Raw genomic sequence first — 21,719 nt, 5'->3', positions numbered from 1 at the left:
AAGAATTTATCAGGGATTTGCAGGAAAATAAATGTACACTTTCAGGGTCTTCCAATAGTAGTAATAGGATTGGAAGACCCTTTATCTTAGTTCGAATACACCTACATCTTCACTTGTATCGGAAGAGGTTATTTTTAATTTAGTTATTTCTGCCGTAAATGGCGTAAAACTTTCCCAAAGAATTGAAAGCAATTTTTCTCCCTGCCCCGGATCAACCGAAGCAATTGTCATATGCGGAGTCCACTCTTGTTGCTTAAGCGAATATAGACATCCTTTGTCCGTACAGCAGTTATCGAATTTTTCACGTATGTTTGAATGGAGTTCCATTAAGCTATGGCTGGAGCAAGGAGCTAAAAAGCAAAATGGTGCATCTGAAAAAAACCCGAAATGATTAAAATAAATCTTAAGTTTTTTTTGCTGTGCTGCGACCTCACCAATCCATTTAAGCAAACTCTCTTCATCAAGTTCTGTATAAATACCAAAAGTTATATGAGGCTCGTATGCATCAATAGAGATACCTTCCGCCTTTAATCTTTCTTTTATCAGGAACACCTCTTGGTTAGCTTGGCTGTCGAATGTACCCATCACACATAGAGTCCGTAACTGATTCAAAGTATTCCTCCTTTCTTAACAGGTCTGTTTCATACACTGTTTTTCATCATGTGCTTTACATTTACGGTATTATATCATGATTGTGTAAATTACTCAATGCAAAACTGATTGATGTATACCCTCAGTACTTCAGCAGTAAAATCACCATATATCTTTTTAAGATTCGTGACACTTACAATGCCCATGATGTGTATTCTCCTTTCCCTGCATACAACCTTTATCCTCAGGTTTGCACACTTCTCTTTGAATTGCCGCCAATTCCTCAAATTCAGAAGCAAGAGCTCGCAGTTGTTTACGGTCTACATCGTAATGCATGAAATATCCACGTTTTTCTCCAAAAAGCAAACCTGCTTCACGCAATACCTTTAAGTGCTGAGAAATGGCTGCCTCAGTTAGTTCGAGGCGGCGTGCTAAAGCGCCTACGCATAATTATGCTGCAGAGCAGCTTCACTATTCTCAGCCTTGTATCGTCAGCGATTGCCTTCAATAACGCTGCGGTGTTTTCCTTACCTCAGTCTCATCAGTTATTTTTTAACCGATACTTCGGCTATTAAATCTCCATAATCCGATACCTGAAAGCGTCGCTGCAATAAAAGTCAACACAATCAACGGCACGATTGGAAGCTCATGGATCGGGATAATGTAATGGGCATAGGCGAAGGGCGTCCATTGCATCGCGGACCATCCGACTATTCCGACCTCCCAGAGCATCTCGATGAAGATAAACACGCCCAATATAAGCCAATTGAGAACAGAAGCGATACGTGGCAGCCAGCCGTACAGCAAAGCAGCGATACCGATAAATGTCCATACGGAAGGAATTTTCGAAAGGCTCATACCTAACACGCGGGGCAGATGACTGAACTCTCCCGAAGCAATGCTCCATCCCAGTCCGGAAGCCAAGCCGAGGGCGAAAAGTATCAGCACGCTGCCTGCGAAGGCAACCGTCAAATAGCTTCCCATCCATTTAATCCGGCTCACGGGTCTTGAGAGTACTATTTCGGCATAATGCTCCTTTTCTTCCTGCCGCAAACGTTGTACCGATGTGACGGCAAAGACAGATAGCCCGCCCATCAGTCCCAGAATGTAGATTAGAATGGCAATGAAGCCTTCCTGATTACCTAACTTTACTATAGCAGATGCCCAAGAAGCATCCATATGGGCGAACGTGGAGCTGATGGCTTCAGATACATTAGGCGTACCCATACCCATGATTCCTCCAAGCCATGCCATGCCGATTGCCCATGCCAGAATGCTGCATTTTTGCTGCCGCCATGCCATGGCCAGGGGAGAGCTGAAACGAGGAGATGCACCAGCCGAACCTTCGTTTTGTGGGATAAACCCGGCACCCATGTCACGGCGAGCAAGCAGCATGTAGGAGAGCATCACCGGCAATGCAGAGAGCATGATAAAAACCAGCAATTTCCACGCATGATTTCCCACATAGGGACCGGTGATACGGAACCATGCCTCAGGTGCAAGCCAAGCCCAGCCGGTGTAGCCGCCACCCATATTATTAAGAACCATGGCAACCATGGTTAACATATATACACCAAATACGCACCCTCTTGCGCTGCCGCTATGCTCAAAAATCTGTGCGACTAATCCGCCGATCCCGGCAAAGATACATCCGGAAGCAGCAAGGGTCAGTCCTGCCAGCAGGGAACCATTTCCCGCAAAGCCGTTGCCCATCAATACCGCGACAGTCAATAATCCGGCCAGCAGGCTTCCCCCGCAGGAAAGAATCAGGGCTGCCGACAAATTGGCGTACCTTCCTACCGGTCTTCCAAGAATCAATTCATTTCTTCCCGACGCTTCCTCTGTACGGGTATGCCGAATCATAACAAACGCCGCTCCGAACATAACTGCTACGGAAGCCTGCAGCAGACCACGCCACAGAATGGCACCTTCTATGCTTAACGGTACAATAGGTCCAAGAATAGCAGAAGTAAGGGGGCTTGCGGACAGCTCAGCGATAAACACCCGCCAATCCGGCATCGCTTTCACGAAGGACAGCTGCGACATAATAAGAAATATGGGAAGCAATGTCCATATAGGGAGCACTATCCTGTCTCTTCGCAGATAAAGCTTAAGCAGCTTACCTGTACCGACAAAATGATTTTGTTTCATGTCAGTTCAACTCCTTTCCCTCAAACTTATCTCCGTAGTGACGCATGAACAGTTCTTCAAGAGTAGGAGGTTCTGCCATAAGCGACTTGATACCCATTGGTGCAAGCGCATCCATAACAGCTTCCATTGCATTGGCATCAACAGAAAAGCGCCACTTCTCATCCTTTCGCGATACATCGTGAATCCCTTGCAGCTGATTCAGGTTTACATACTTGGCAAGCTCCACGGTCACGGTTGTACGTGTCAAATGTCGCAGTTCTTCAAGGGTGCCGGACTCAACAATTTTTCCCTGACGAATAATCCCCACCCTGTCACAGAGCGCTTCTACCTCTGCAAGAATATGGCTGGACAGAAAGACGGTTTTTCCCTGCTTCTTTACTTCGGCAATACAGTCCTGGAAAACCTGTTCCATTAACGGATCAAGACCGCTGGTAGGCTCATCCAAAATCATCAGCTCCGCATCGGAAAGAAAAGCAGATACCAGCGCCACCTTCTGACGGTTTCCTTTAGAATAGCTTCGGCATTTTTTCTTTGGATCAAGCTGAAATCTGTCCAGCAGTTCCTTGCGGCGAGAGGGATTGATTTTTCCCTGCAACCCGCCTAAGAAATCAATCACCTCACCGCCGGTTAGATTTGGCCACAAGGTCACATCTCCCGATACATAGACGAGCCGTTGATGAAGAGCAACGGCATCCTGCCAAGGGTCACCGCCCAGCAGTCTTGCCTCTCCGTCATTTTTACGCAGCATCCCTAAAAGAATCCGGATGGTTGTGGATTTTCCTGATCCGTTGGGACCGATAAATCCATACACCTCGCCTTGCTTTACAGTCAAATCAACTCCCCGTAAAGCTTGCTGCCTGCCGTAAGACTTAGTAAGTTTTCTTGTTTCAATTACATTCATCATAATAACCTCCAAATTATTTATAATAGGCTTTTCGCAACTCGTTAAGATATCCGTCAAACTCAGTACGGATTTTTTCAGAATCATACTCCAGAATATCCGCATTCTTAAATTGCTCCAGTATTTGCTCTGCGTATCCGCCTACCGCCCAGAAAATCAATTGCTTTGCTTTTTCTATATCCAAATCGCTGCGGAAACGTGATACATCTATATCACCATAAAATCGTTCAAAACTGCTTGCTTCCATCAGTTTACGCCTTTTTTCCAAATCGCCCTTCACCACTTCGGAATCGGTAAAAACCGCAACCCTTATAAAATCAAAAATCCACGGATATTTTTGCATTACCTGCATTTTAAGCAGGCAAGTTTGCCGCAGCCGTTCGAAAATATCCTTTTCATGCAGATTAATCCGGTCAAAATATACTCTCTCCAAAGTGTCTATGCAATAGTCGTAAAGAAATAGAAAGAAATCCTTTTTATTATTGACATAGTGGAACATTAAAGGTTTTGATATGCCGGATTCCCTGGCAATTACATTGGTTGAAGCGTCATCAAATCCTTTTTTTGCAAATTCTTTGAGCGCTGCATTTAAGACAGCATTCCGCCTTTCAGACTCTAAACTCATAAATTTTGAAAACATGGTAATTCCCTTCTTCATAATTTTTATAATCTTTTAACCAACAGATTCATTTTCCTGTTAGGTCAACATTATTATACATCTTTTTATCTAACAGGTCAATAGATGTTAGCAAATTTTTTTTAGTATAACTGATTGCATATAATAATTTATGTTAGGTTTAGAGCCAAAATAATGTCTTCTGTAAGCCCTGTTAATTAATGACCTGCATTAGGAATACTTTTAATCTCTGCATTGGGAACAAGTGTCTTATAACGCTCTGCTGTCTCAAACGAATACTAAAATGCAAATTATTACAGTTGCAAAATTTTACAAAAAATCCGAACTCTATTATAAATTTTTCATATAATAAATATTGAAAGACACTAAAATAGAAATGAGAGGAGTAATTATATGGAACTTAATGAATTTGCTGCTAATTATCCTGAATTATATGCAATGTTAGATGAAGATGTCAGATATTATGTAGTAGAAAACAATATGACCGGTGAGGAGTCTCTTCGTGCTTGGGACAATATGGTTGATAATATTGTAAATAAATATGAGCAGGGGAATTATTTCGGGTACAATACGGAGGAAGTCTTACCTCAACAAATACCCTTCGATGGCTTTAGGGGCAGAGATTTCGACTTCAGATTCCGCCGACGTCGTCGCCGTTTTCGCGACTTTAATATAAGAGATATAATCAGGCTTTTATTTTTAAGACAATTATTTGACAGAAGACGCCGGTTTTTTTAAAATAAATAAGAGGTAATATAATAAAAGAGCACCTTTCTGTTATATCTATTTGTTTGAACACTATATACGGCAAGGTGTTCTTTTGTTAAGGGTGCAAATTTGATTTCACACAACAAATCCTGCAATTAGAACAAATAAAACAATCAATGGTGCTGGGATTTTTTTTATGAATAACAGTATCACCGTAATGAGGATAACAAGAATATTGTCTGCTGCAAATTCGCTCTTTTGCATCAGAATTATTGCAGCTACGGTGATTAGTCCACCGGCAACGGCACCTGTGATTTGGGTTAGTACGCTCCCGCCACGAGCCGTCATTCCGCCTGCATAAGCACTGAAGCTAAACATTGGTCCCGGTAATCCTTGTATAAGACCAAAGCCGGTTAAAAACTCTTGATTTGTCATATACTGATTCACTTCTACTAACTCGCTGTACATAAGAGGCACTACTACCTGCCCTCCACCAATAACCAAGTAGCCATAGCGGTAAAAACTTTCAAACAAATGCAGAATTTTATTATCCCATATTAGAGTAAGAAGGAGGCTTCCTATTGCAAAGATACCAAAGGCAATCAAATATCTCCAAGGAGGGTTTATTTTTACACGATTCCAAAGATTCTTCTCTTTTGAAGTAATAATACTCACTAATCCACCTGAAATTAAAACTAAGGGATAAATCCAAGGCTCTCTAATAATGTAAGTGATTATTCCTCCTATCAGCAATAACAATAAAGTGATTTTGTCTGTTACTACCTTGCGTCCAATGCGATATGCCGCTACAATTATGAATCCCACAGCCATTGGCCCAACATAACGAAGTGTGTCCTGAGATATATTCATACTACCTAAAAATTGGCTTAAAAATGAAAGCAATGTCATCACTGTAGTCACTGGTAAAGCCCATACCAGCATAGTCAGAAATGCCAACAGTGGTCCTCCGATTTTATGTCCAATGGCTACGATTGTTTGTGTGCTGCTTGGACCGGGTAAAATCCCAGTTAAAGCTATAAGTTCAATTAGCTCTTCTTCAGTTAAATAGCTTTTCTTAATAACCAATTGGTCTGTAAAAACACCGTAATGTGCTTCAGGACCCCCATAAGCTCCCAAAGAGCATATGAATACATCTTTTAGGAATGTTCTCCATCGTACTTTATTATTATTTCCGGAATTCTCTCTTGTTTTCATAAAAAATTATCCTTTCATCTTCAGATTACCGTCTAAGTCTGCAGATATAATAAACTGCTTTCTTATCTGAAATCATAATATTTTCTCCTTTCCGATAATTATAGCTGCATCTCAAATTCAAGTTCCGTCAAATCTTCTCGCCACGAATTGTTTTTCTTTTCTGCAACCTTTATAAATCCGGCTTTGGTATACATGGCAATAGCCGTTTCAAGATCGTTGGTCGTATCAAGGAAAACAAACTTGAAGCCCTTCTCACGGCAGTAAGAAAGTGCGCAGTTCAACAGACGTTTTCCAAGACCAATGCCGCGATAATTGGGATGCAGCAGAAACCATCGAAGCTGCGCCCTATCACCGTGCCCCACGACACCGATACAGCCGATGACTTCACCATAATACTCCGCCAGCCACAATCTGTCACAATTGGGGTTATAATTTAACAAAAATTCACAAAAAGATTGTGCGACATATCCCTCAAAGGCTATCGAGTAATTGTATTCCTGCTTGTAAATCAAGCCGTGTAAATAAGTGATGTAACCTGCGTCTCCGGCTCTGACATCATGGCGTATTGTGATATCTTCGAACTTGATTCGCTTACCCTCAGTCAATATATTTTCGATGGATGTCATATTCCTGACAAGCCGGGATTGCTCCTCCTCCGTCAACGGATGAATAAGGTTAAATATTTGTTCGTCGGAACATGCATTCAGCTCGTTCATTTTTTCTTTGCCAATCTGCGTTACATACAAGAAATACGCACGTGCATCTTCGGGAGTGCGACGTTTTTCTATCATACCGTATTTCTCAAACTTCTTAAGAATGCGGCTTAAGTATCCAGCGTCCATACAAAGAATTTCTGATAGCTTTTTGGATGTACATTTCTCGATCTTTTCTATCTCATGAAGCACCCTAACCTCGGACAATGAAAAGGTGCTTTCGAGAATGTGCTGGTCTAACAAGCCGAGTACATTCGTATAAAAGCGATTAAAACTTCTTATGGTGCCAATTTCATTTTTCAATTTATTATTCATTCTGAAAACCTCCTTTGTTTGCATTATAGTAAAAACACTTGCTTTTGTCAATTTTTTTATTTGACAAAAGCAAGTGTTTGCTTTGAATATTTTAGAAATTTATTAATCTTTGTTTCTAACTGCTATTAAAATAATCTTCACTGCAAAATTTATTATAAGTATATGTTATAAATAAGCCATTTACTCACAAAATTAATGCTAAGGAATATTATAGTCTATATTCTTTATTATAAGAGGAGGGTAAATGTGTATTACTATAATAAGTACCTCAATGATGAAATAGAAGAAAGCATTGGTTGTGGTACATGTAAAAGCGATAGTCATTTAATAAACGATATAATTAATGTTATAATTAAAGAAGCTCAATTATATAAATTTTATCAAAGTTTAAATGATTTAACTCAAAATTTTAAATATAAACGAATTATATCTAACATTCAAAAAGATGAATTAAAACATTTTAAATGGGCTAACATGTTGATTTCAAAGATGGGAGGAGAAAAAACTCAAATACCTGAAGGCGAAATACCAACAGACTTTAAATGTGGGTTGAAAATAGCTATAAAAAACAAGCTTGAAATGTCTACATATTATAGAAACATTGCTAAGAGAGCAACTAATATAAGCATTTTTATTTATTTCACTCATATGGCTTACGAAGAACATCGTCATAAGTCTTGTTTAGAGTATATGTTATATGATTTAAAATAAATAGAAAATCATAAGCAGATTTTACGTGTACAAGGCCGCAATTCTTTTTACTGCGACCTCAACTTAAGATGGATATAAAGACTTATTCTATTCAGTGACCGCCTTAAGCGCCTCGCTCATAGAAACTTCGTTCACCTTCTTTGCACATATCAGCTTATTAAGCTGATATGTCAGCATGATGAGCACAAAGCAGACAAGCAATGCATCCGGAACAGATCGGTCGAATCAATGCTTTTCCGCTTGTCACAACTTCTTCGACAGTGGATGGATGGGCTAAATATTCATCATTACAAAGCTCGTAAATCTTTTCCGGTGTATCGTCTGCTTGCTTCAAAGAAGCTGCTTAAAATAATAACGAGCGAAAGTATAATGTATAGCGGGTTTAAGCCGTTTGCCGATACGCTTACTACTTCAAAATATCTTATCGGTGTCAAAAAATTCAAGAAATTCATTGTGCCAACGTAATCAAGCGCAAAGTTAATCACATAAAACACCATGACAGCAGCCATTGTAAGCAGACTTGCAGATTTATAATTTTTTGCCATGCTTGAAATTAGCAGCCCTATCGCGAACAGAACAATTTGCGTGATAAACATTCCAATGGTTGTAATAATATGCGTGCCGACGATGCTCATATCACCCAGCGGAAGAATTATGCACAAGTAGGACATTATCCCTACAGTAAGCGAGAATATTGCGAGGTTTGTGAAGGCAGCCCAAATTTTCGCCCGAACAATACCGGAACGCTTATATGGTTTTGAAAACAAAAATTCGCTTGTGCCGAATTTCTCTTCTCTCGCAACCGCGAACACTCCCAAAAAGCCCGCAAAGAAATATGCAAGCAAGTTAGACCAAAACACCATGCATTGATAAGCACCCAAGGCGGTATCGACCGGGGCTCCGTTCATTCCAAACAATACTAACACTATTTTGGGAAAACTGTCTGCCAATTCCGCTATATCAGCCAACGCGTCTTTAAGCACAACAAACTCTATCGCGGCGAACCCTGTGAGCATAATGATCAGAGAAAGCCAAATAATAAGCATTTTTCGTGTTAGCCTTAGTTCTTTCAGAAATATCGCTTTCATATTTTCAACCTCCAAACACAATATCTTTTTTGAGGAATTTTTTATAGCTGATTAACAGCAATCCTACGCCAAGCACAACATACCACACCACAAAATTCCACTCATAAAATCCCGTTTCAGCTATATCTATGGGACTAAAAAATGCAAATGGGGTAAAATATCCCAATATCGGCAGATTTATCTTTTTAGACACTGTACTCAGGCAAAACAGCACAAGCATAACGCATGAAGATATAAGAACAGGCGTGCGTACATTCGAGAAGAATGTTCCCGCTACTGTGCCGAAAACTACGAACATTAACTCTACCAATATTAGCGTTTTCGCAATTAATATGAAAGACCACCAATCAATACTTATATCTTTAATCGTCAATAACGCTACAGCCGCCCCTATTATATAAGCAGCTCCCACAATCAAGCTATCAACCACACAAGCGAAAAACTTTCCCCAAAAAACTTTACCTCGCGAATGCGGTTTGGTCAGCAAAAATTCCGCTGATTTGCTTGTATATTCCTTTGTGTGCGATGAAAAGGCTATGCTCATTCCGTGAATCGCCGCCGCCGTCATAGCAAAGCTGCCCAAAAAGCTAAGCATACCAAGCGGAGTAGTCATGAACGAGGCACTTACGCCCAAAACCTCAAGCAAAGGATTGTTTTGCATCGCATCAATCATTGTTATATCTCCACTTGAAGAAAAACCAATATAAACAGGGAGCATCAGAAAGATTAGCCCTCCCATAGATAACGCCCATATAATGATATTTTTCTTTAATTGTTTCAGCTCGTATTTAAAAATAGTCATTTTGAACCTCCTTCTACTTGTAATAGTGCATGAAAATTTCTTCCAAGGTCGGTTCCTCAATAAAAACATCGTAAACATTCAAAGCAGACATTTTTTTCAAAACATCAGCAACATTTCCCATATACATAAACGTTGCGCTTTTTCCTTCCAGCTTGTAGTTTGTTACGCCCTGCATATCAAAATGTCCGTCCGGTATCACATCCGCCTCCACGCTAATCTTTTTATGACTATTCGCGTGCAATTCGCTGATTTTTTTAATGCCGATAATCTTACCGTTTTTAACAATAGCCACGCGGTCGCAGATTTTTTGCACCTCAGACAGAACGTGAGATGAAAAGAAAATAGTCGCGCCCTTTGCGTTTTCTTCTTTCAAAATATCGAAAAACTCTTGCTGAACAAGGGGATCTAAACCACTTGTGGGTTCATCTAATATGATAAGTTTGGGCGAATGAAGAAGCGCGCACACAATACCAACTTTCTTTTTGTTACCCAAAGACAAATCCGCGATTTTGCGCGATAAGTCCAAATTCAGACGTTTGGACAGCTCCGCTATTTTGTCATCACAGTTTTTGCCATATAAATCAGCCGCATACCCCACAAGTTCACGAACCGTCATGTTGTCATAGTAAGCTGTTTCACCGGGCAGATATCCCACGTCTTTCGCTATTTCCGCCGCTTCTTTGATACAATCCTTGCCAAAGATTGACGCGCTCCCGGATGTTGGATGTATCAGGGCAAGCAATGTACGAATAGTCGTAGATTTTCCGGCTCCGTTTGGCCCGATAAATCCAAGAACCTCACCTTGTTCAACATTAAAGCTGATGTCCTCTATCCCTCGCTGACTTCCATAAAATTTTGTTAGATTTTTAAGTTCAATTACGCTCATAATCCCATTCCTTTCTTTAAAAGTTCCAACAGTCGTTCAAATTGTTTATCTCGACCCCGTAGGCCTTGACCCTGCATATTATTGTTCCTCCTTTTTATAAAAACAACGTTTCATTATATCAAAATATCCTTCCCATTCATCAAGCACTTCCAAGCCGGCATCTTCAATGGAATTAACCTGATTCCTTTGTTGTTCGGCAAAACTTAGCAAGGTCCAGTTAATTATATTAATCATTTTTTCTCGGTCAATATCTTCACGGAACTTTGTCCAATCTATATTTTGATAGCCTCTGTCCAAACCGCTTCCGATGAGATGTTTACGGGTTTTATTTATTTCGGATTTCACTTCATCGGCATCCTCGCTGGCTACAGCCTTTAGAAAATCAAATGCTTGAGGAAACTTTTTGTAAATTTTGAATTTAACTGATCCGAATTGTCTAATTCTTTCAAAAAAATCTCTTTCATTCAAATCTACTTCATCATAGATTTGATCAATCACCTCAACAACATAATCGAGCAGGAATAAATATAATTCCTTTTTACTGCTAAAATAATTGAATAAGGAACCTTTGGCTATATTCGCTTCCTTAATAATCTCATTTGTAGATGCCCTATCATATCCAATTCGTGCAAATTCCTTAATAGCCGCATTAATAATGCGTTCTCGTTTCTCCTGTTCTAAATTATTAAATTTCAAATACATGATAGCTTCCCACATTTCTTTCTTAATATTAATATTTCCTGTAAATAACCAAATGACCACTTCGGTCGTTTACTATTATATAACAAATGACCAAAGTGGTCAAGTTTTTTTTGCGTCTCGTGGTCCCATGACCTTACAGATGGAGTGACTTGTTGTTCTTTCTCTGGCATTGAGGGTTCTTAGAGCAGAAGATAACTTTCAGAGAGAAAAAGATATGCATTGTTTCGTTTGCCATTTCGGTTTCCTCTATTCTTTTTCACCACATCAGGCAATAAAAAAGAAGCTATGCTTCTCAAAAGAAAAACATAGCCTCATGTGCTTCTGCCTGACTGCAGATTTAAAAATTGTTTTGGGGTTATAAACAAAGTCATAGAGACTTTTCATCCTAATTGGGCAAAGCAACTGCATTCCGCACTGTTACAATATTTCTATATAACCTTCTGTTCCATTTACTCGAATTTTCTGTCCATCCCTTATTAGTTTAGTGGCATTTTCAACTCCCACCACCGCAGGGATACCGTACTCTCGAGTCACAACTGCACCATGGGTCATTAATCCCCCTACCTCTGTCACAAGTCCTTTGATAGATACAAACAATGGTGTCCAGCTTGGATCGGTAAATGATGTTACTAAAATATCGCCCTCCTCTATATTTGCTTCTTCCAACTTCAACACAACTCTTGCTGTTCCTTCAATGATGCCCGACGAAACCGGAACCCCAACCAAAGCACCTTCAGGTATATTTTCTGTATTGTATTCTCCAGAGATTACTTCACCCTCAGATGTCATTACTCTTGGAGGTGTCAGTTTCTCATATATTTCATATGCTTTTTTTCTCTTGGCAATGATACTGTAATCTAACTTTTGCGTCTGAACAACATTCCTAAATTCCTCGAAGGATAGATAATAAATGTCCTCTGTCTCTTCAATAAGTTCCTTTTTCAGTAATATATAAGCCTCGTTCAAAAGGGAATTTTTATAAATTTGAAAACGCCTTATAAAAGAGTACTTAGGGTACTCCCTGAAACCAATAACATTTCTTAAAACACTAATCATTTTCTTTGTCTTTTTTACTTTAGACTTTCCTCCAGGCAATTGTTCCAGACGGCTTAATAGCTCTTGTTCCTTTGCCAATGCTTCCAGGCGCCCTTGTTCAAATTTGTCAGCACTTGAGGTTTGCCCGACGCTTTTTATGTTGCTGAGAATCATAGGAATGATAGCCGTTGGTTTTTCACTCCAACGTGTCTTCGTTATATCTATCTCTCCCGGGCAACGCATACCATACTTTTCAAGAAATACCTTTATGGCTACGCCAACCGCTTTTCCGCCTTCTAATTTTGATAGATCGTCAAAAAAAGTCACATCTGATGCATGCTTCAAGTATTCGATTACAGCCGGATATTGCCTGGTGACATCAGCTACGTCTAAAAGTGCAAACCCCATTTCAGTAGTAACATTGTTTTCTGCAGATTTAGAAAGTATATCCACTGCACCTTTTTCTCCTAACCATTTTTCCATTTTTTTATTGATCCAGCTTGATACGAGACCTCCAACTACCATCATTTTCATGTTTTCAGGTCCTGTCAGTACAGTTTTCAACTCCCTTGTATCTTGTAAAATGAATTCAAACAGCTGATCTCCTGACAATGTCTTGATCCTTTGCTCCATATCATCTATTAATTTTTCATTGTAGGAAATTATATCTTTAATTTCTTTAGCTTCATTTTTCTTATACACCTTAATCGCCGGCATAATCCATGATAACGCCCCTGAACTTGTACTGATGGAACCCTTGCCTTTTGGAAGCCCTTTAATAAATTCTTTACGTTTCATTAAGTTAACCAGAGCATTCTTCATCAGTATGTCAGCATTGCCGGTACTGGAAATCAAAACCTTTCTTCCAATAGGCGAAGACAGATCATATGTCCCATCTATATAAAGCCTCCCGCCGGCCGGCTTTAAATTTTGCCCGAACCAGAATGACAGCATTTGACAAAATGACATTCCCAAAGGTTTAATGTCTTCAGTCATCATCTGTAAATGTCCTAAAGAGGCATACACACGGTTCTCTGAACCTTCTGCTTCCGGTATTGGATATAATGTCGTGATAGGCCGGCTTTGAACAATATGGAACCTTCCTTCAAACAAGCACCACTCAATATCTTGAGGGTGGGCAAAGTACAACTCAATACGTCTTCCTATTCCTTCAAGCTGTAAAATCTGTTCATCAGTCAAAGTTTGTGCCTTTTGTTTTTCCTGTTCAATTTTTCTTTCTTCTGTCCCTCCTTGATTCAAAGGACTAATTGCTAATTTTTTTGCAGAAATCTTCTTGTCGACGATCCTGCCTTCTCGAACCTTGTAATTATCCGCATTTACCAGACCTGACACTAAGGCTTCCCCAAGACCATAGCTTGCATCGATAGAAAGTACTTTCCGGTTGAAGGTTACAGGGTCCGCTGTGAACATAATTCCCGAAGCTTCAGGAAAAATCATTCTTTGAATCACCACAGATAAATATACCTTACGGTGGTCGAATCCATTTTGTATTCGATAAATTACAGCACGATCTGTAAATAAAGACGCCCAACACTTCCTGATATGATACAGGATGGAATCTATGCCTGCTACATTCAAGTAGGTATCCTGCTGCCCGGCAAATGATGCAAGTGGTAAATCCTCCGCTGTAGCACTTGAACGCACAGCATAGGCATCCTCTTTTCCAAACTTAGTTATATATCTGATAATTTCCGACTTAATTTCTTCATTGATTTCTTTCTCTTCAATAACTTTACGAATCTTCCTGCTGATCTCCTCAATTTTCTCTCTGTCTCTTGCTTGCAGCAATGATAATTGTTCTATAAGTGTGTTAAACTGTTCATTGTACTCCACTGCTTTTTTATAAGCTTCTGTTGTGATGCAAAATCCTTCGGGTACCATTATCTCTTCAATTTTAGACAATTCCCCCAAATTTAATCCTTTCCCTCCCACAACCATAAGTTTTGTTTTATCAATCTCATCAAAACTAAGCACATAAGAGTTCATACAAATTCCTCCTCGCCTTAACATAAAATTATGAAATAATTATAGTATATATTTCATGATACATCTTCATATTAATATTGTCAATACATTTATGAAATATTCCCTTGATATATTTCATAAATTTTGTTACACTGATAGTGAGGTGAATTATATGAATGGATTTGAAATCCGAAGAGAAAACAAAATGAAAGATATCTTAAATGCTGCTCTTCAACTTTTTTCAATGCGTGGTATTAAAAATGTCAGTATTGCTCAAATTGCAAAAAGTGCAAATGTATCTCAAGTGAGTATATATAACTTTTTTCAAAGTAAAGAAAATTTAGCAAGACAGGCTTTCTATAAAATGATGGATGATATAATGAGTGACGGGGAAGATTTAATTGAATGTAATCTCTCTTTTAAGGAAAAGGTCAATAAGATGCATTTTATTTCCAGTGAAGCCAGCGATAAATTTAGTAAAATTTTTAATCAAATTGAGTTTATTAATGATCCGCTGATTAAGAAATTTCTTGATGAGTATGGAGAAAATAAAACCATCCCTTTATTTATGAAACTAATAAAGCAAGGTAAATTAGAGGGGGATCTCGACAGTGATATTTCTTCTGAATCAATTTTAATTTACATTCATGCTATAAATAAAGCACTGCAGTCTAATTTAAGCATTAAAATAAAAAGCGATTTAGGTAAATTGTTTTTTTATGGCTTGTTTGGATCGGGTAATTAATAAATCACACTTAACGGACTTGAATAAAAAATCGGGCAAAAAAAACACTTTTTATGCCCGATTTTTACTCATTTTTGCTTAAAACCACTACATATGGTGATCAAAGCTTTTTCATAGTCCACATAATCATATCTACAGACATTTTTACGAACTTTTATCACTTTTATTTGATAACAATTTATCCAAATATATGGATTTAAACTGTTTACTAGCCATCATCTGCTTTAAAGGTGGTAATTTAAGAATAACTCCAAGTACTGCCGCCATCGCACGATGATTGGCAAATGCCTGATTATCAAATATGAGATTTTGGAGGGTTCCTTTTTCGATTGCTTGTAGTACAAATCTATGGGTACTGTTCACCGGAGTAATGACTTGAACCTCTCTTCGCACTAATTCAATGGTATTTTTAGGACAACTCCGCACACATATGCCACAACCAAGGCATACCTCATTATCTACTTGAGCTACCGCCTTACCCTCTTTGTTGTTTTGCGTAGAAATTGCTAATACCGGACATACCTTTTCACATTTACCACATCCTACGCATTCTTTCGAAATCTTAGGTAAATAATTTGTAGTAGCCACCGGCTGCATCGGGCTAAATTTTCTTGCTGCTTGCAAGGCTTCACAACAACAACCGCAGCAATTGCAAATAAATGCCGGGTCTTCACGAACATTTTCACCAATCTGCACCAGATTTGCTGCATAGGAACGTTCTAATACATCCATTGCCTCTTTCTTATCAATCAGCCTCGCATGCTGTCCATTTTCTGCAAGAGAACGGGCAACATTTCCAAATGTGAGGCAAACATCCAACGGGGCATTTATTTCACATGGGTGTCCTGCATGTAACATCTTATGTCTGCAATAACAAGTTCCCAGACCTATATGAGTTGCTTCTTCAATAATATGACTTGCTCTTTCATAATCCAAAATATGAATCGTGTTATCATTAGTCAAAACCGGCTCCTGCACATAAACTCGTCCAAGATACGTCTCTGTTGCGAAAAATAAATCCTTAACAAAATCTTCTTCTACATTCATATATTGATAATACAATTCACTTAAATATTTCTGATCAATATCACCTCTTGTGCGCATCAATGCAAATTCAATAAATCCTGCCATTGGCGGCGGCATTACAAATTGGCGTACCCCTTTATAAAATGAATCCACAAGTAACGCCTTCTCACAAAGGTGCTCTAAAAAAGCTTCCGCTTTCACCTCACTGATATTCCAGATCTTTGCTGCTTTTTTTGCAGTAAATGGGCGAACCGGCAACAGCGCGACCAATTCAGCTTCTTTTTCTGTATATAGAACCTGCAAAATTTTATACAAACTGTCTGTTGGCGGAGCCCCTTGCGTAAACCAATTGATTCTTTCTTCTAAATTCTTATAGGCATCTTTGCTTGTAATATGTCCCATGGATACACCTTCCTAATGTAGTTTAGATAAACTTATAACTGTTTTATTATACCATATTTATCCACATAAGTCATCAGAAGCATTAAATTAAATCTGAGACAGCAGTATTTTTACTGCGGTCTCAGATTTAGAATACTAAAAGTTAACAGTAAAATCAATTATCTGCTGGAGTCCGGAATATTATTTTCTTTGCCCGGCAGCATGCTTTAATATCATTTATAGTTTGCTTAAACAATCCCGTAAATTTCTCATCTGTATTAATTACAATCTCTTCAATTTCCGCTTTCATCGACAGGGAATTCTCAGACTTATACTTTCTTGCTTCAGCAATAATGTCCTTAAGTCCTTCTCCAAAAAGTATACTATCATCATCAACCGCCATATCAGTTTCCCAATACAACTTGTGTATAGAAATACTGTTCTCTTTCTGTCTGAAAAATTCCTGATAAATATATTCAGTGATATGAGGAACATAAACAGCGTATAGCTTTAATATATTGAGCATGCAGTAATATAGAGCGTATTGTGCCGATTGCCGCTCTTTATATCCATGTACCTCAGGCTGATATAAACGCTCCTTAACAATTTCAAAATAATAGTCACATAAATCCTTCCAGAAAAAATCATCAATTTCATGTCTGGCCGGCCCTATTTCATACCGGTCAAGCAGCTTTCCTGCATTAATGGCGGTTTGCCTGCATCGCTCAATTATCCACTTGTCTGCAGGCATCAAATCTACATGGGCATTTACGCTGAAGTCATGTAAATGAGATATTGAAAACTTAGATGCATTCCATAGCTTTGTAATAAACCTTTTAGCTATACTTAATTCATCAGCTGAAAAAAACGTATCTGTTCCAAGTTTGGAATTCGCAGCCCAATATCTTATAGCATCTGCAGAATGGTTTTCAATAAGCAATTTGGGTGATAATTCAGAGTTGCTCTTTGATTTGCTGATTTTTTCTCCCTTTTTAGCGAGAACAAAACCGCAAACCATTATATCCCTCCAAGGAATCTCTCCCGTATGGTAAAGACTTTTAACTATTGTATAAAATGCCCATGTGCGTATAATCTCATGAGCCTGTGTTCTCAAGCTCATAGGTAAAATTCTGTCTGAAATGTCATTTTGCTCACCCCATTTTGCATTTATCTGAGGGGTAACTGATGAAGTTGCCCATGTATCAAAGACAGAGCTCTCCGGAATAAACTCGTCACACCCGCAGGAACAGGACTTGTCAGGCCTTGTTTCAAGCGGATTTACAGGCAGCATCTCCTCACCGGCAATTGCAACCTTGCCGCAATTTTTGCAATACCATATGGGAAATGGAACACCAAAGTAACGCTGACGGGATATGCACCAGTCCCACTTAAGATTTTTAACCCATAATAAATACCTGTTTTTCATATGTTCAGGATACCAATTGATTTTATCTGCTGCTTTTAAAAACACTTCCTTATCGGTAAGAATATCGATATACCACTGTTTTGACGGCAAAATCTCGATTTCCTTTCCGCAGCGTTCGTGTACCGCTACAGTATGTTTGATACTTTTTGACTCCAAAAGTAACCCTCTTCCTGAAAGAAGGTCCATAATATGTCTTCTGGCTGCCAGAACCTTCATCCCTCCAATCAAAGGAACACCTTCATCTATTGTACCGTCAGGCAAAATAACTTTCCTGTAAGGCAGTTTATAAAATTCATACCACTCTGCGTCCGTACTGTCGCCAAAGGTTGCGCACATAACAACACCTGTTCCTTTGCTGATATCAGCCTTGTCATCTGCCAATACAGGAATTTCATAGCCATATAAAGGAACTGCGGCATTTTTCCCGATATACCTTTTATATCTGTCATCCTCAGGATTTACAAACAGGCAAACACAGCCATACAACAGCTCCGGTCTTGTTGTGGCAACTGTTAATTCTTCTTCACCTACCTTGAATTTAATATAGTTGAAGTCAGTGTCCTTTTCGATAGTTTCTAATTCTGCCTGAGCTATTGAAGTTTGACATTCGGTACACCATAAAACCGGCGACTCCTTCATATACGCCTTTCCGTCTTTTAAAAGCCTGATGAAGGATTTTTGCGATATTCGCTGAACTATAGGGTTAATGGTTTCATATTGAAGTGACCAGTCAACCGAGAATCCAAGAGATTGCCATAAATCTTTAAATTCCTTTTCATATTTCGCAGAGGTTGTAACACACCTTTTAATAAATTCACTTCTTGGCAAATTTCTTGCAACAATCCCCTCATCCTTTTCAACAAGCCTTTCTGTTGGCAGACCATTGTCATCAAAGCCGAAAGGATAAAAAACATTATAACCCTGCATACGTTTGAAACGCGCTATCATTTCTGCCTGCGTATAAGAGAAAATGTGTCCTATGTGCAGGCTGCCGCTAACGGTAGGCGGTGGTGTATCAATAGAATAGATTTCTTTTTGGCTTTTAAAATCAAAGTCGTAGATAGAATTTTCTTCCCAGAAATTTTGCATTTCTTTTTCTGCTTGTTTAAAATCATAGTTTTTCTGCATGGTAATACCTCCTGAATTTTTCGAACACAAACAAAATCCGCCCTAAGCTTTTACATTTGCTTAGGGCGGATTATATGCGTCCGTGGTACCACCTAAATTCAGATATGAATCTGCGCTCTGCCAGTACGGGATAAAATACATTATCTGATACTGCTTTCCTTTTAACGGTGGAAATTTCCGTTGAAGCCTACTAAGGATATCTTTTCGGTTCACAACTCAAAGGCTACTTCCATACTTCCTTCACGAAGATTTTCACCAACCATCTTCTCTCTCTGCTTCGGGTGAGTACGTACTCCTCCTCATCAACGCCATTTTGTTCGTGTTCGTTTACATTATAATATTTTATTATATTCAATAAGTCAATACTTATATTCTTTTTTTCACCCTTTAATTACTTTTTAGGTTTAACTTTAATTTTCAACAAGCTCATACAACCTTATAGGCATCTTTGCTTGTAATATGTCCCATGGATACACCTTCCTATTAGCAATGAGAAAATTGGTACTTTTATAAACTCTATTTTAAAAACTCTGAATATGCTTTGATCTTAATTGATTGTATGCATGTACTTCTCCGCTTCATACCATGGTACAGTAAAAGAAGTTCCCTTTGCACAAAAAACAGATGTTGATGTATTCTCTGCATCTCTGTCTTTGTCATATCCTATTTTATTTATTACTTCACTTGAATTCTCACATAAGCCATATCCGGCATACATTAAGCTTATGCTTCCTGTGACCTTAGTAAATGATATTAGATCTATACTATAATCCATAAAAGACTCCACGGGTCCTCTTCCTCTTATATAAACATTTCCACAATTAAGAACAGGTGGTTCACAAGTGCCTCTTAATTTTTGTATATCAGACATAATTTTTCCCATGTAAGTTTCTTCAGCATAAATCTCAAAGCTATAAAATGGCTCTAATAAAATAGATTCTGCCTTTTCCAAGCCCTGCCTTATTGCTCTATAGGTAGCTTCTCTAAAGTCACCGCCTTCAGTATGTTTAATATGAGAACGACCATCCGTTAAAATTATTTTTATGTCCATTATTGGAGCACCGATTAACACTCCTTTATGAACTCTTTCAAATACATGATTCTCTATTGTATTTTGATAATTTATAATTAAATTGTCAACATGGCACTGGCTCTCATAAGTGATTCCACTGCCACGTACAGTTGGTTTTAGTCTTAGTTGTACCTCTGCATAATGACGAAGTGGCTCAAAATGCCCATACCCCGTTACCTCTGATAATATAGTTTCTCTATACTCAACCTGTGGTTTTTCAAAACCAACTGATATTCCAAATCTGGATTTCATAACACACTCTAATATCTCGAGCTGAATCCTTCCCATTACGCTGATTAATATATCTTCCGTTTCCTCTCTATAGGTAACTGATAACGCCGGATCTTCAGATTCTAATATTCGCAGTTTTTCCATTAATATTGTTACATCTGTTTTATCTAATATGTTTACCCTGGATTTAAGCGCTGCAGTTAAGTGAAAATCACTGACTTTCTCTATTGTTGTTTCACCTGATATTATCATCGTACCACATACAGGAGATTTAAAACCTACAACGGCAAATACATCTCCGGCTGATACTTCATTTTTATTTTCATACTTTTTACCTTTATAAACCCTTATTTCGTTTACCTTTTCCGAAGATGTGAAGTCGTCTTTTTTGAATGTAAATTCATCTTTAATGCGTAGCTTTCCAGATAAGGCTTTTATAAATGTCAGTCTTATTCCTTTATCTTCATGGCGTATCTTATAAACCTTTCCTACAAAATGATTATCTTCTTTTTCTTGATATTCTGTTTTAGACAGCTTTGAAAATACTTCTAAAAAATTGTCTATTCCAATCCCCTTTAATGCAGATCCTATCATTAAAGGAAAGCAAAGTCTCTTTTTTATAAGATTTATAACAACCTCTGATAAATCTTTTGCACTGTAATCTTCCTGTAAATAAGATACTAAAAAGGTATCGTCTCTGTCCGCTGCAAATTCAGCTGTGTATTGATTAATTATATCATCTGCAGAATTCAGATATAGTATATCACCGGTAAGCTTATTTTTAATGTCATCTATTATTACTTGCAGATTAAAACTATCTATGTCCGTTTTATTAATAAAAATAAAAGCAGGAATATTGTATGAATTCAATAAGTTAAATAATGTTGTAGTGTGAGCTTGAACACCCGAGCTCCCGCTTATTATTAAAATTGCATAATCAAGGGCAGCCATGGATCGTTCAGTCTCTGCCGAAAAATCCATATGTCCGGGTGTATCAATGATATAATAGGTATCATTATTAAATTGAAAAATGCCTTGATCAGAAAAAATTGTAATTCCCCTATTCTGTTCTATTTCATTAGTATCCATGCTTGAAGTTTTATGATCAACTCTTCCGAGATTTCGTATGCTGCCTGTATTATAAAGAAGTTGTTCTGTGAAAGTAGTCTTCCCTGCATCCACATGAGCAAAAATTCCTATTGTTTTTTTCATAATAACCCCTTTTTTCTCTGATAAATATAATTTTACATTATGTTTATAAACAATTCA

The 21,719-nt window shown here is 38.3% G+C and carries 17 protein-coding genes, 1 pseudogene and 1 other annotated feature; of the genes and pseudogenes, 3 read left to right on the top strand and 15 right to left on the bottom strand.

What is annotated here, in order from left to right; genetic code table 11:
• Positions 1 to 81: 81 nt before the first annotated feature.
• The 5 genes and pseudogenes from RT412_RS11080 to RT412_RS11060 all read right to left on the bottom strand — a co-directional run bounded on the left by RT412_RS11080 (position 82) and on the right by RT412_RS11060 (position 4,283).
• Positions 82 to 612 carry a 2'-5' RNA ligase family protein gene (locus tag RT412_RS11080; protein WP_313344718.1) on the bottom strand — a complete coding sequence of 177 codons (531 nt, stop codon included), beginning with the start codon at positions 610 to 612 and terminating at the stop codon, positions 82 to 84.
• Between the two features lie 156 nt (positions 613 to 768).
• A pseudogene (locus RT412_RS11075) lies at positions 769 to 1,002 on the bottom strand (ArsR/SmtB family transcription factor); the annotation flags it as partial.
• A 141-nt stretch (positions 1,003 to 1,143) separates the two neighbouring features.
• The gene (locus tag RT412_RS11070) at positions 1,144 to 2,742 is read right to left on the bottom strand and encodes a hypothetical protein (RefSeq protein WP_313344716.1); all 1,599 of its coding nucleotides are present in this window, start codon (positions 2,740 to 2,742) and stop codon (positions 1,144 to 1,146) included.
• A gap of 1 nt (position 2,743) precedes the next feature.
• A complete protein-coding gene (locus RT412_RS11065; RefSeq protein WP_313344841.1) occupies positions 2,744 to 3,643 on the bottom strand; it encodes an ABC transporter ATP-binding protein in 900 nt (299 codons plus the stop codon).
• Between the two features lie 16 nt (positions 3,644 to 3,659).
• Complete coding sequence (locus RT412_RS11060; RefSeq protein WP_313413271.1) at positions 3,660 to 4,283, bottom strand: TetR/AcrR family transcriptional regulator; 624 nt, start codon at positions 4,281 to 4,283, stop codon at positions 3,660 to 3,662.
• Positions 4,284 to 4,673: 390 nt separating this feature from the next.
• Between RT412_RS11060 and RT412_RS11055 the strand changes: the two genes are divergently transcribed.
• Positions 4,674 to 5,018: a hypothetical protein gene (locus RT412_RS11055; protein ID WP_313344710.1), complete on the top strand. Its 345-nt coding sequence runs from the start codon at positions 4,674 to 4,676 to the stop codon at positions 5,016 to 5,018.
• Positions 5,019 to 5,123: 105 nt separating this feature from the next.
• Here RT412_RS11055 and RT412_RS11050 read toward each other — a convergent pair whose 3' ends face one another.
• Entirely contained in the window at positions 5,124 to 6,203 is a 1,080-nt protein-coding gene (locus RT412_RS11050) for a chromate transporter (protein ID WP_313344708.1), read from the bottom strand.
• A gap of 98 nt (positions 6,204 to 6,301) precedes the next feature.
• Positions 6,302 to 7,231 carry a helix-turn-helix domain-containing GNAT family N-acetyltransferase gene (locus tag RT412_RS11045; RefSeq protein ID WP_313344705.1) on the bottom strand — a complete coding sequence of 310 codons (930 nt, stop codon included), beginning with the start codon at positions 7,229 to 7,231 and terminating at the stop codon, positions 6,302 to 6,304.
• A 246-nt stretch (positions 7,232 to 7,477) separates the two neighbouring features.
• Here RT412_RS11045 and RT412_RS11040 point away from each other — a divergent pair, with 246 nt between their 5' ends.
• Positions 7,478 to 7,942 carry a ferritin-like domain-containing protein gene (locus RT412_RS11040; protein WP_313344703.1) on the top strand — a complete coding sequence of 155 codons (465 nt, stop codon included), beginning with the start codon at positions 7,478 to 7,480 and terminating at the stop codon, positions 7,940 to 7,942.
• A 287-nt stretch (positions 7,943 to 8,229) separates the two neighbouring features.
• On the opposite strand, the gene RT412_RS11035 is transcribed toward RT412_RS11040, so the two are convergent.
• The 5 genes from RT412_RS11035 to ppsA form a co-directional block, all read right to left on the bottom strand.
• Positions 8,230 to 9,030 carry an ABC transporter permease subunit gene (locus RT412_RS11035; RefSeq protein ID WP_313344701.1) on the bottom strand — a complete coding sequence of 267 codons (801 nt, stop codon included), beginning with the start codon at positions 9,028 to 9,030 and terminating at the stop codon, positions 8,230 to 8,232.
• Positions 9,031 to 9,034: 4 nt separating this feature from the next.
• Positions 9,035 to 9,832, bottom strand: coding sequence for an ABC transporter permease subunit (locus RT412_RS11030; RefSeq protein ID WP_313344698.1), 798 nt, complete (start codon positions 9,830 to 9,832; stop codon positions 9,035 to 9,037).
• A 13-nt stretch (positions 9,833 to 9,845) separates the two neighbouring features.
• Complete coding sequence (locus RT412_RS11025) at positions 9,846 to 10,718, bottom strand: ABC transporter ATP-binding protein (protein WP_313344696.1); 873 nt, start codon at positions 10,716 to 10,718, stop codon at positions 9,846 to 9,848.
• A 78-nt stretch (positions 10,719 to 10,796) separates the two neighbouring features.
• Positions 10,797 to 11,420, bottom strand: a complete 624-nt coding sequence (locus RT412_RS11020) for a TetR/AcrR family transcriptional regulator (protein WP_313344693.1) — start codon at positions 11,418 to 11,420, stop codon at positions 10,797 to 10,799.
• 417 nt (positions 11,421 to 11,837) lie between these two features.
• Positions 11,838 to 14,462: a phosphoenolpyruvate synthase gene (gene ppsA, locus RT412_RS11015; protein WP_313344691.1), complete on the bottom strand. Its 2,625-nt coding sequence runs from the start codon at positions 14,460 to 14,462 to the stop codon at positions 11,838 to 11,840.
• Between the two features lie 151 nt (positions 14,463 to 14,613).
• Here ppsA and RT412_RS11010 point away from each other — a divergent pair, with 151 nt between their 5' ends.
• Positions 14,614 to 15,186, top strand: a complete 573-nt coding sequence (locus RT412_RS11010; protein WP_313344688.1) for a TetR/AcrR family transcriptional regulator — start codon at positions 14,614 to 14,616, stop codon at positions 15,184 to 15,186.
• 144 nt (positions 15,187 to 15,330) lie between these two features.
• Here the strand turns inward: RT412_RS11010 and RT412_RS11005 are convergent, their stop codons facing one another.
• The 3 genes from RT412_RS11005 to RT412_RS10995 form a co-directional block, all read right to left on the bottom strand.
• Complete coding sequence (locus RT412_RS11005; RefSeq protein ID WP_313344686.1) at positions 15,331 to 16,614, bottom strand: 4Fe-4S dicluster domain-containing protein; 1,284 nt, start codon at positions 16,612 to 16,614, stop codon at positions 15,331 to 15,333.
• Positions 16,615 to 16,768: 154 nt separating this feature from the next.
• The gene (locus tag RT412_RS11000; protein WP_313344683.1) at positions 16,769 to 19,147 is read right to left on the bottom strand and encodes a valine--tRNA ligase; all 2,379 of its coding nucleotides are present in this window, start codon (positions 19,145 to 19,147) and stop codon (positions 16,769 to 16,771) included.
• Between the two features lie 58 nt (positions 19,148 to 19,205).
• Positions 19,206 to 19,462: a binding site (T-box leader), on the bottom strand.
• A gap of 232 nt (positions 19,463 to 19,694) precedes the next feature.
• Positions 19,695 to 21,662 carry a TetM/TetW/TetO/TetS family tetracycline resistance ribosomal protection protein gene (locus RT412_RS10995; protein WP_313344680.1) on the bottom strand — a complete coding sequence of 656 codons (1,968 nt, stop codon included), beginning with the start codon at positions 21,660 to 21,662 and terminating at the stop codon, positions 19,695 to 19,697.
• Between the last annotated feature and the right edge of the window lie 57 nt (positions 21,663 to 21,719).

The sequence above is a fragment of the Sedimentibacter sp. genome, from assembly GCF_032080165.1.
In the GTDB taxonomy this organism is placed as follows: Bacteria; Bacillota; Clostridia; order Tissierellales; family Sedimentibacteraceae; genus Sedimentibacter.
This window is presented reverse-complemented; position numbering and strand designations above follow the sequence as displayed.

What these genes read in the sequence shown, in the direction of transcription:
- RT412_RS11005 (WP_313344686.1), bottom strand. Translation starts at nt 16,614, where the DNA reads ATGGGACATATTACAAGCAAAGATGCCTATAAGAATTTAGAAGAAAGA.
- RT412_RS11055 (WP_313344710.1), top strand. Translation starts at nt 4,674, where the DNA reads ATGGAACTTAATGAATTTGCTGCTAATTATCCTGAATTATATGCAATG.
- RT412_RS10995 (WP_313344680.1), bottom strand. Translation starts at nt 21,662, where the DNA reads ATGAAAAAAACAATAGGAATTTTTGCTCATGTGGATGCAGGGAAGACT.
- RT412_RS11035 (WP_313344701.1), bottom strand. Translation starts at nt 9,030, where the DNA reads ATGAAAGCGATATTTCTGAAAGAACTAAGGCTAACACGAAAAATGCTT.
- RT412_RS11070 (WP_313344716.1), bottom strand. Translation starts at nt 2,742, where the DNA reads ATGAAACAAAATCATTTTGTCGGTACAGGTAAGCTGCTTAAGCTTTAT.
- RT412_RS11050 (WP_313344708.1), bottom strand. Translation starts at nt 6,203, where the DNA reads ATGAAAACAAGAGAGAATTCCGGAAATAATAATAAAGTACGATGGAGA.
- RT412_RS11025 (WP_313344696.1), bottom strand. Translation starts at nt 10,718, where the DNA reads ATGAGCGTAATTGAACTTAAAAATCTAACAAAATTTTATGGAAGTCAG.
- RT412_RS11065 (WP_313344841.1), bottom strand. Translation starts at nt 3,643, where the DNA reads ATGAATGTAATTGAAACAAGAAAACTTACTAAGTCTTACGGCAGGCAG.
- RT412_RS11010 (WP_313344688.1), top strand. Translation starts at nt 14,614, where the DNA reads ATGAATGGATTTGAAATCCGAAGAGAAAACAAAATGAAAGATATCTTA.
- RT412_RS11060 (WP_313413271.1), bottom strand. Translation starts at nt 4,283, where the DNA reads ATGTTTTCAAAATTTATGAGTTTAGAGTCTGAAAGGCGGAATGCTGTC.
- RT412_RS11045 (WP_313344705.1), bottom strand. Translation starts at nt 7,231, where the DNA reads ATGAATAATAAATTGAAAAATGAAATTGGCACCATAAGAAGTTTTAAT.
- ppsA (WP_313344691.1), bottom strand. Translation starts at nt 14,462, where the DNA reads ATGAACTCTTATGTGCTTAGTTTTGATGAGATTGATAAAACAAAACTT.
- RT412_RS11030 (WP_313344698.1), bottom strand. Translation starts at nt 9,832, where the DNA reads ATGACTATTTTTAAATACGAGCTGAAACAATTAAAGAAAAATATCATT.
- RT412_RS11000 (WP_313344683.1), bottom strand. Translation starts at nt 19,147, where the DNA reads ATGCAGAAAAACTATGATTTTAAACAAGCAGAAAAAGAAATGCAAAAT.
- RT412_RS11020 (WP_313344693.1), bottom strand. Translation starts at nt 11,420, where the DNA reads ATGTATTTGAAATTTAATAATTTAGAACAGGAGAAACGAGAACGCATT.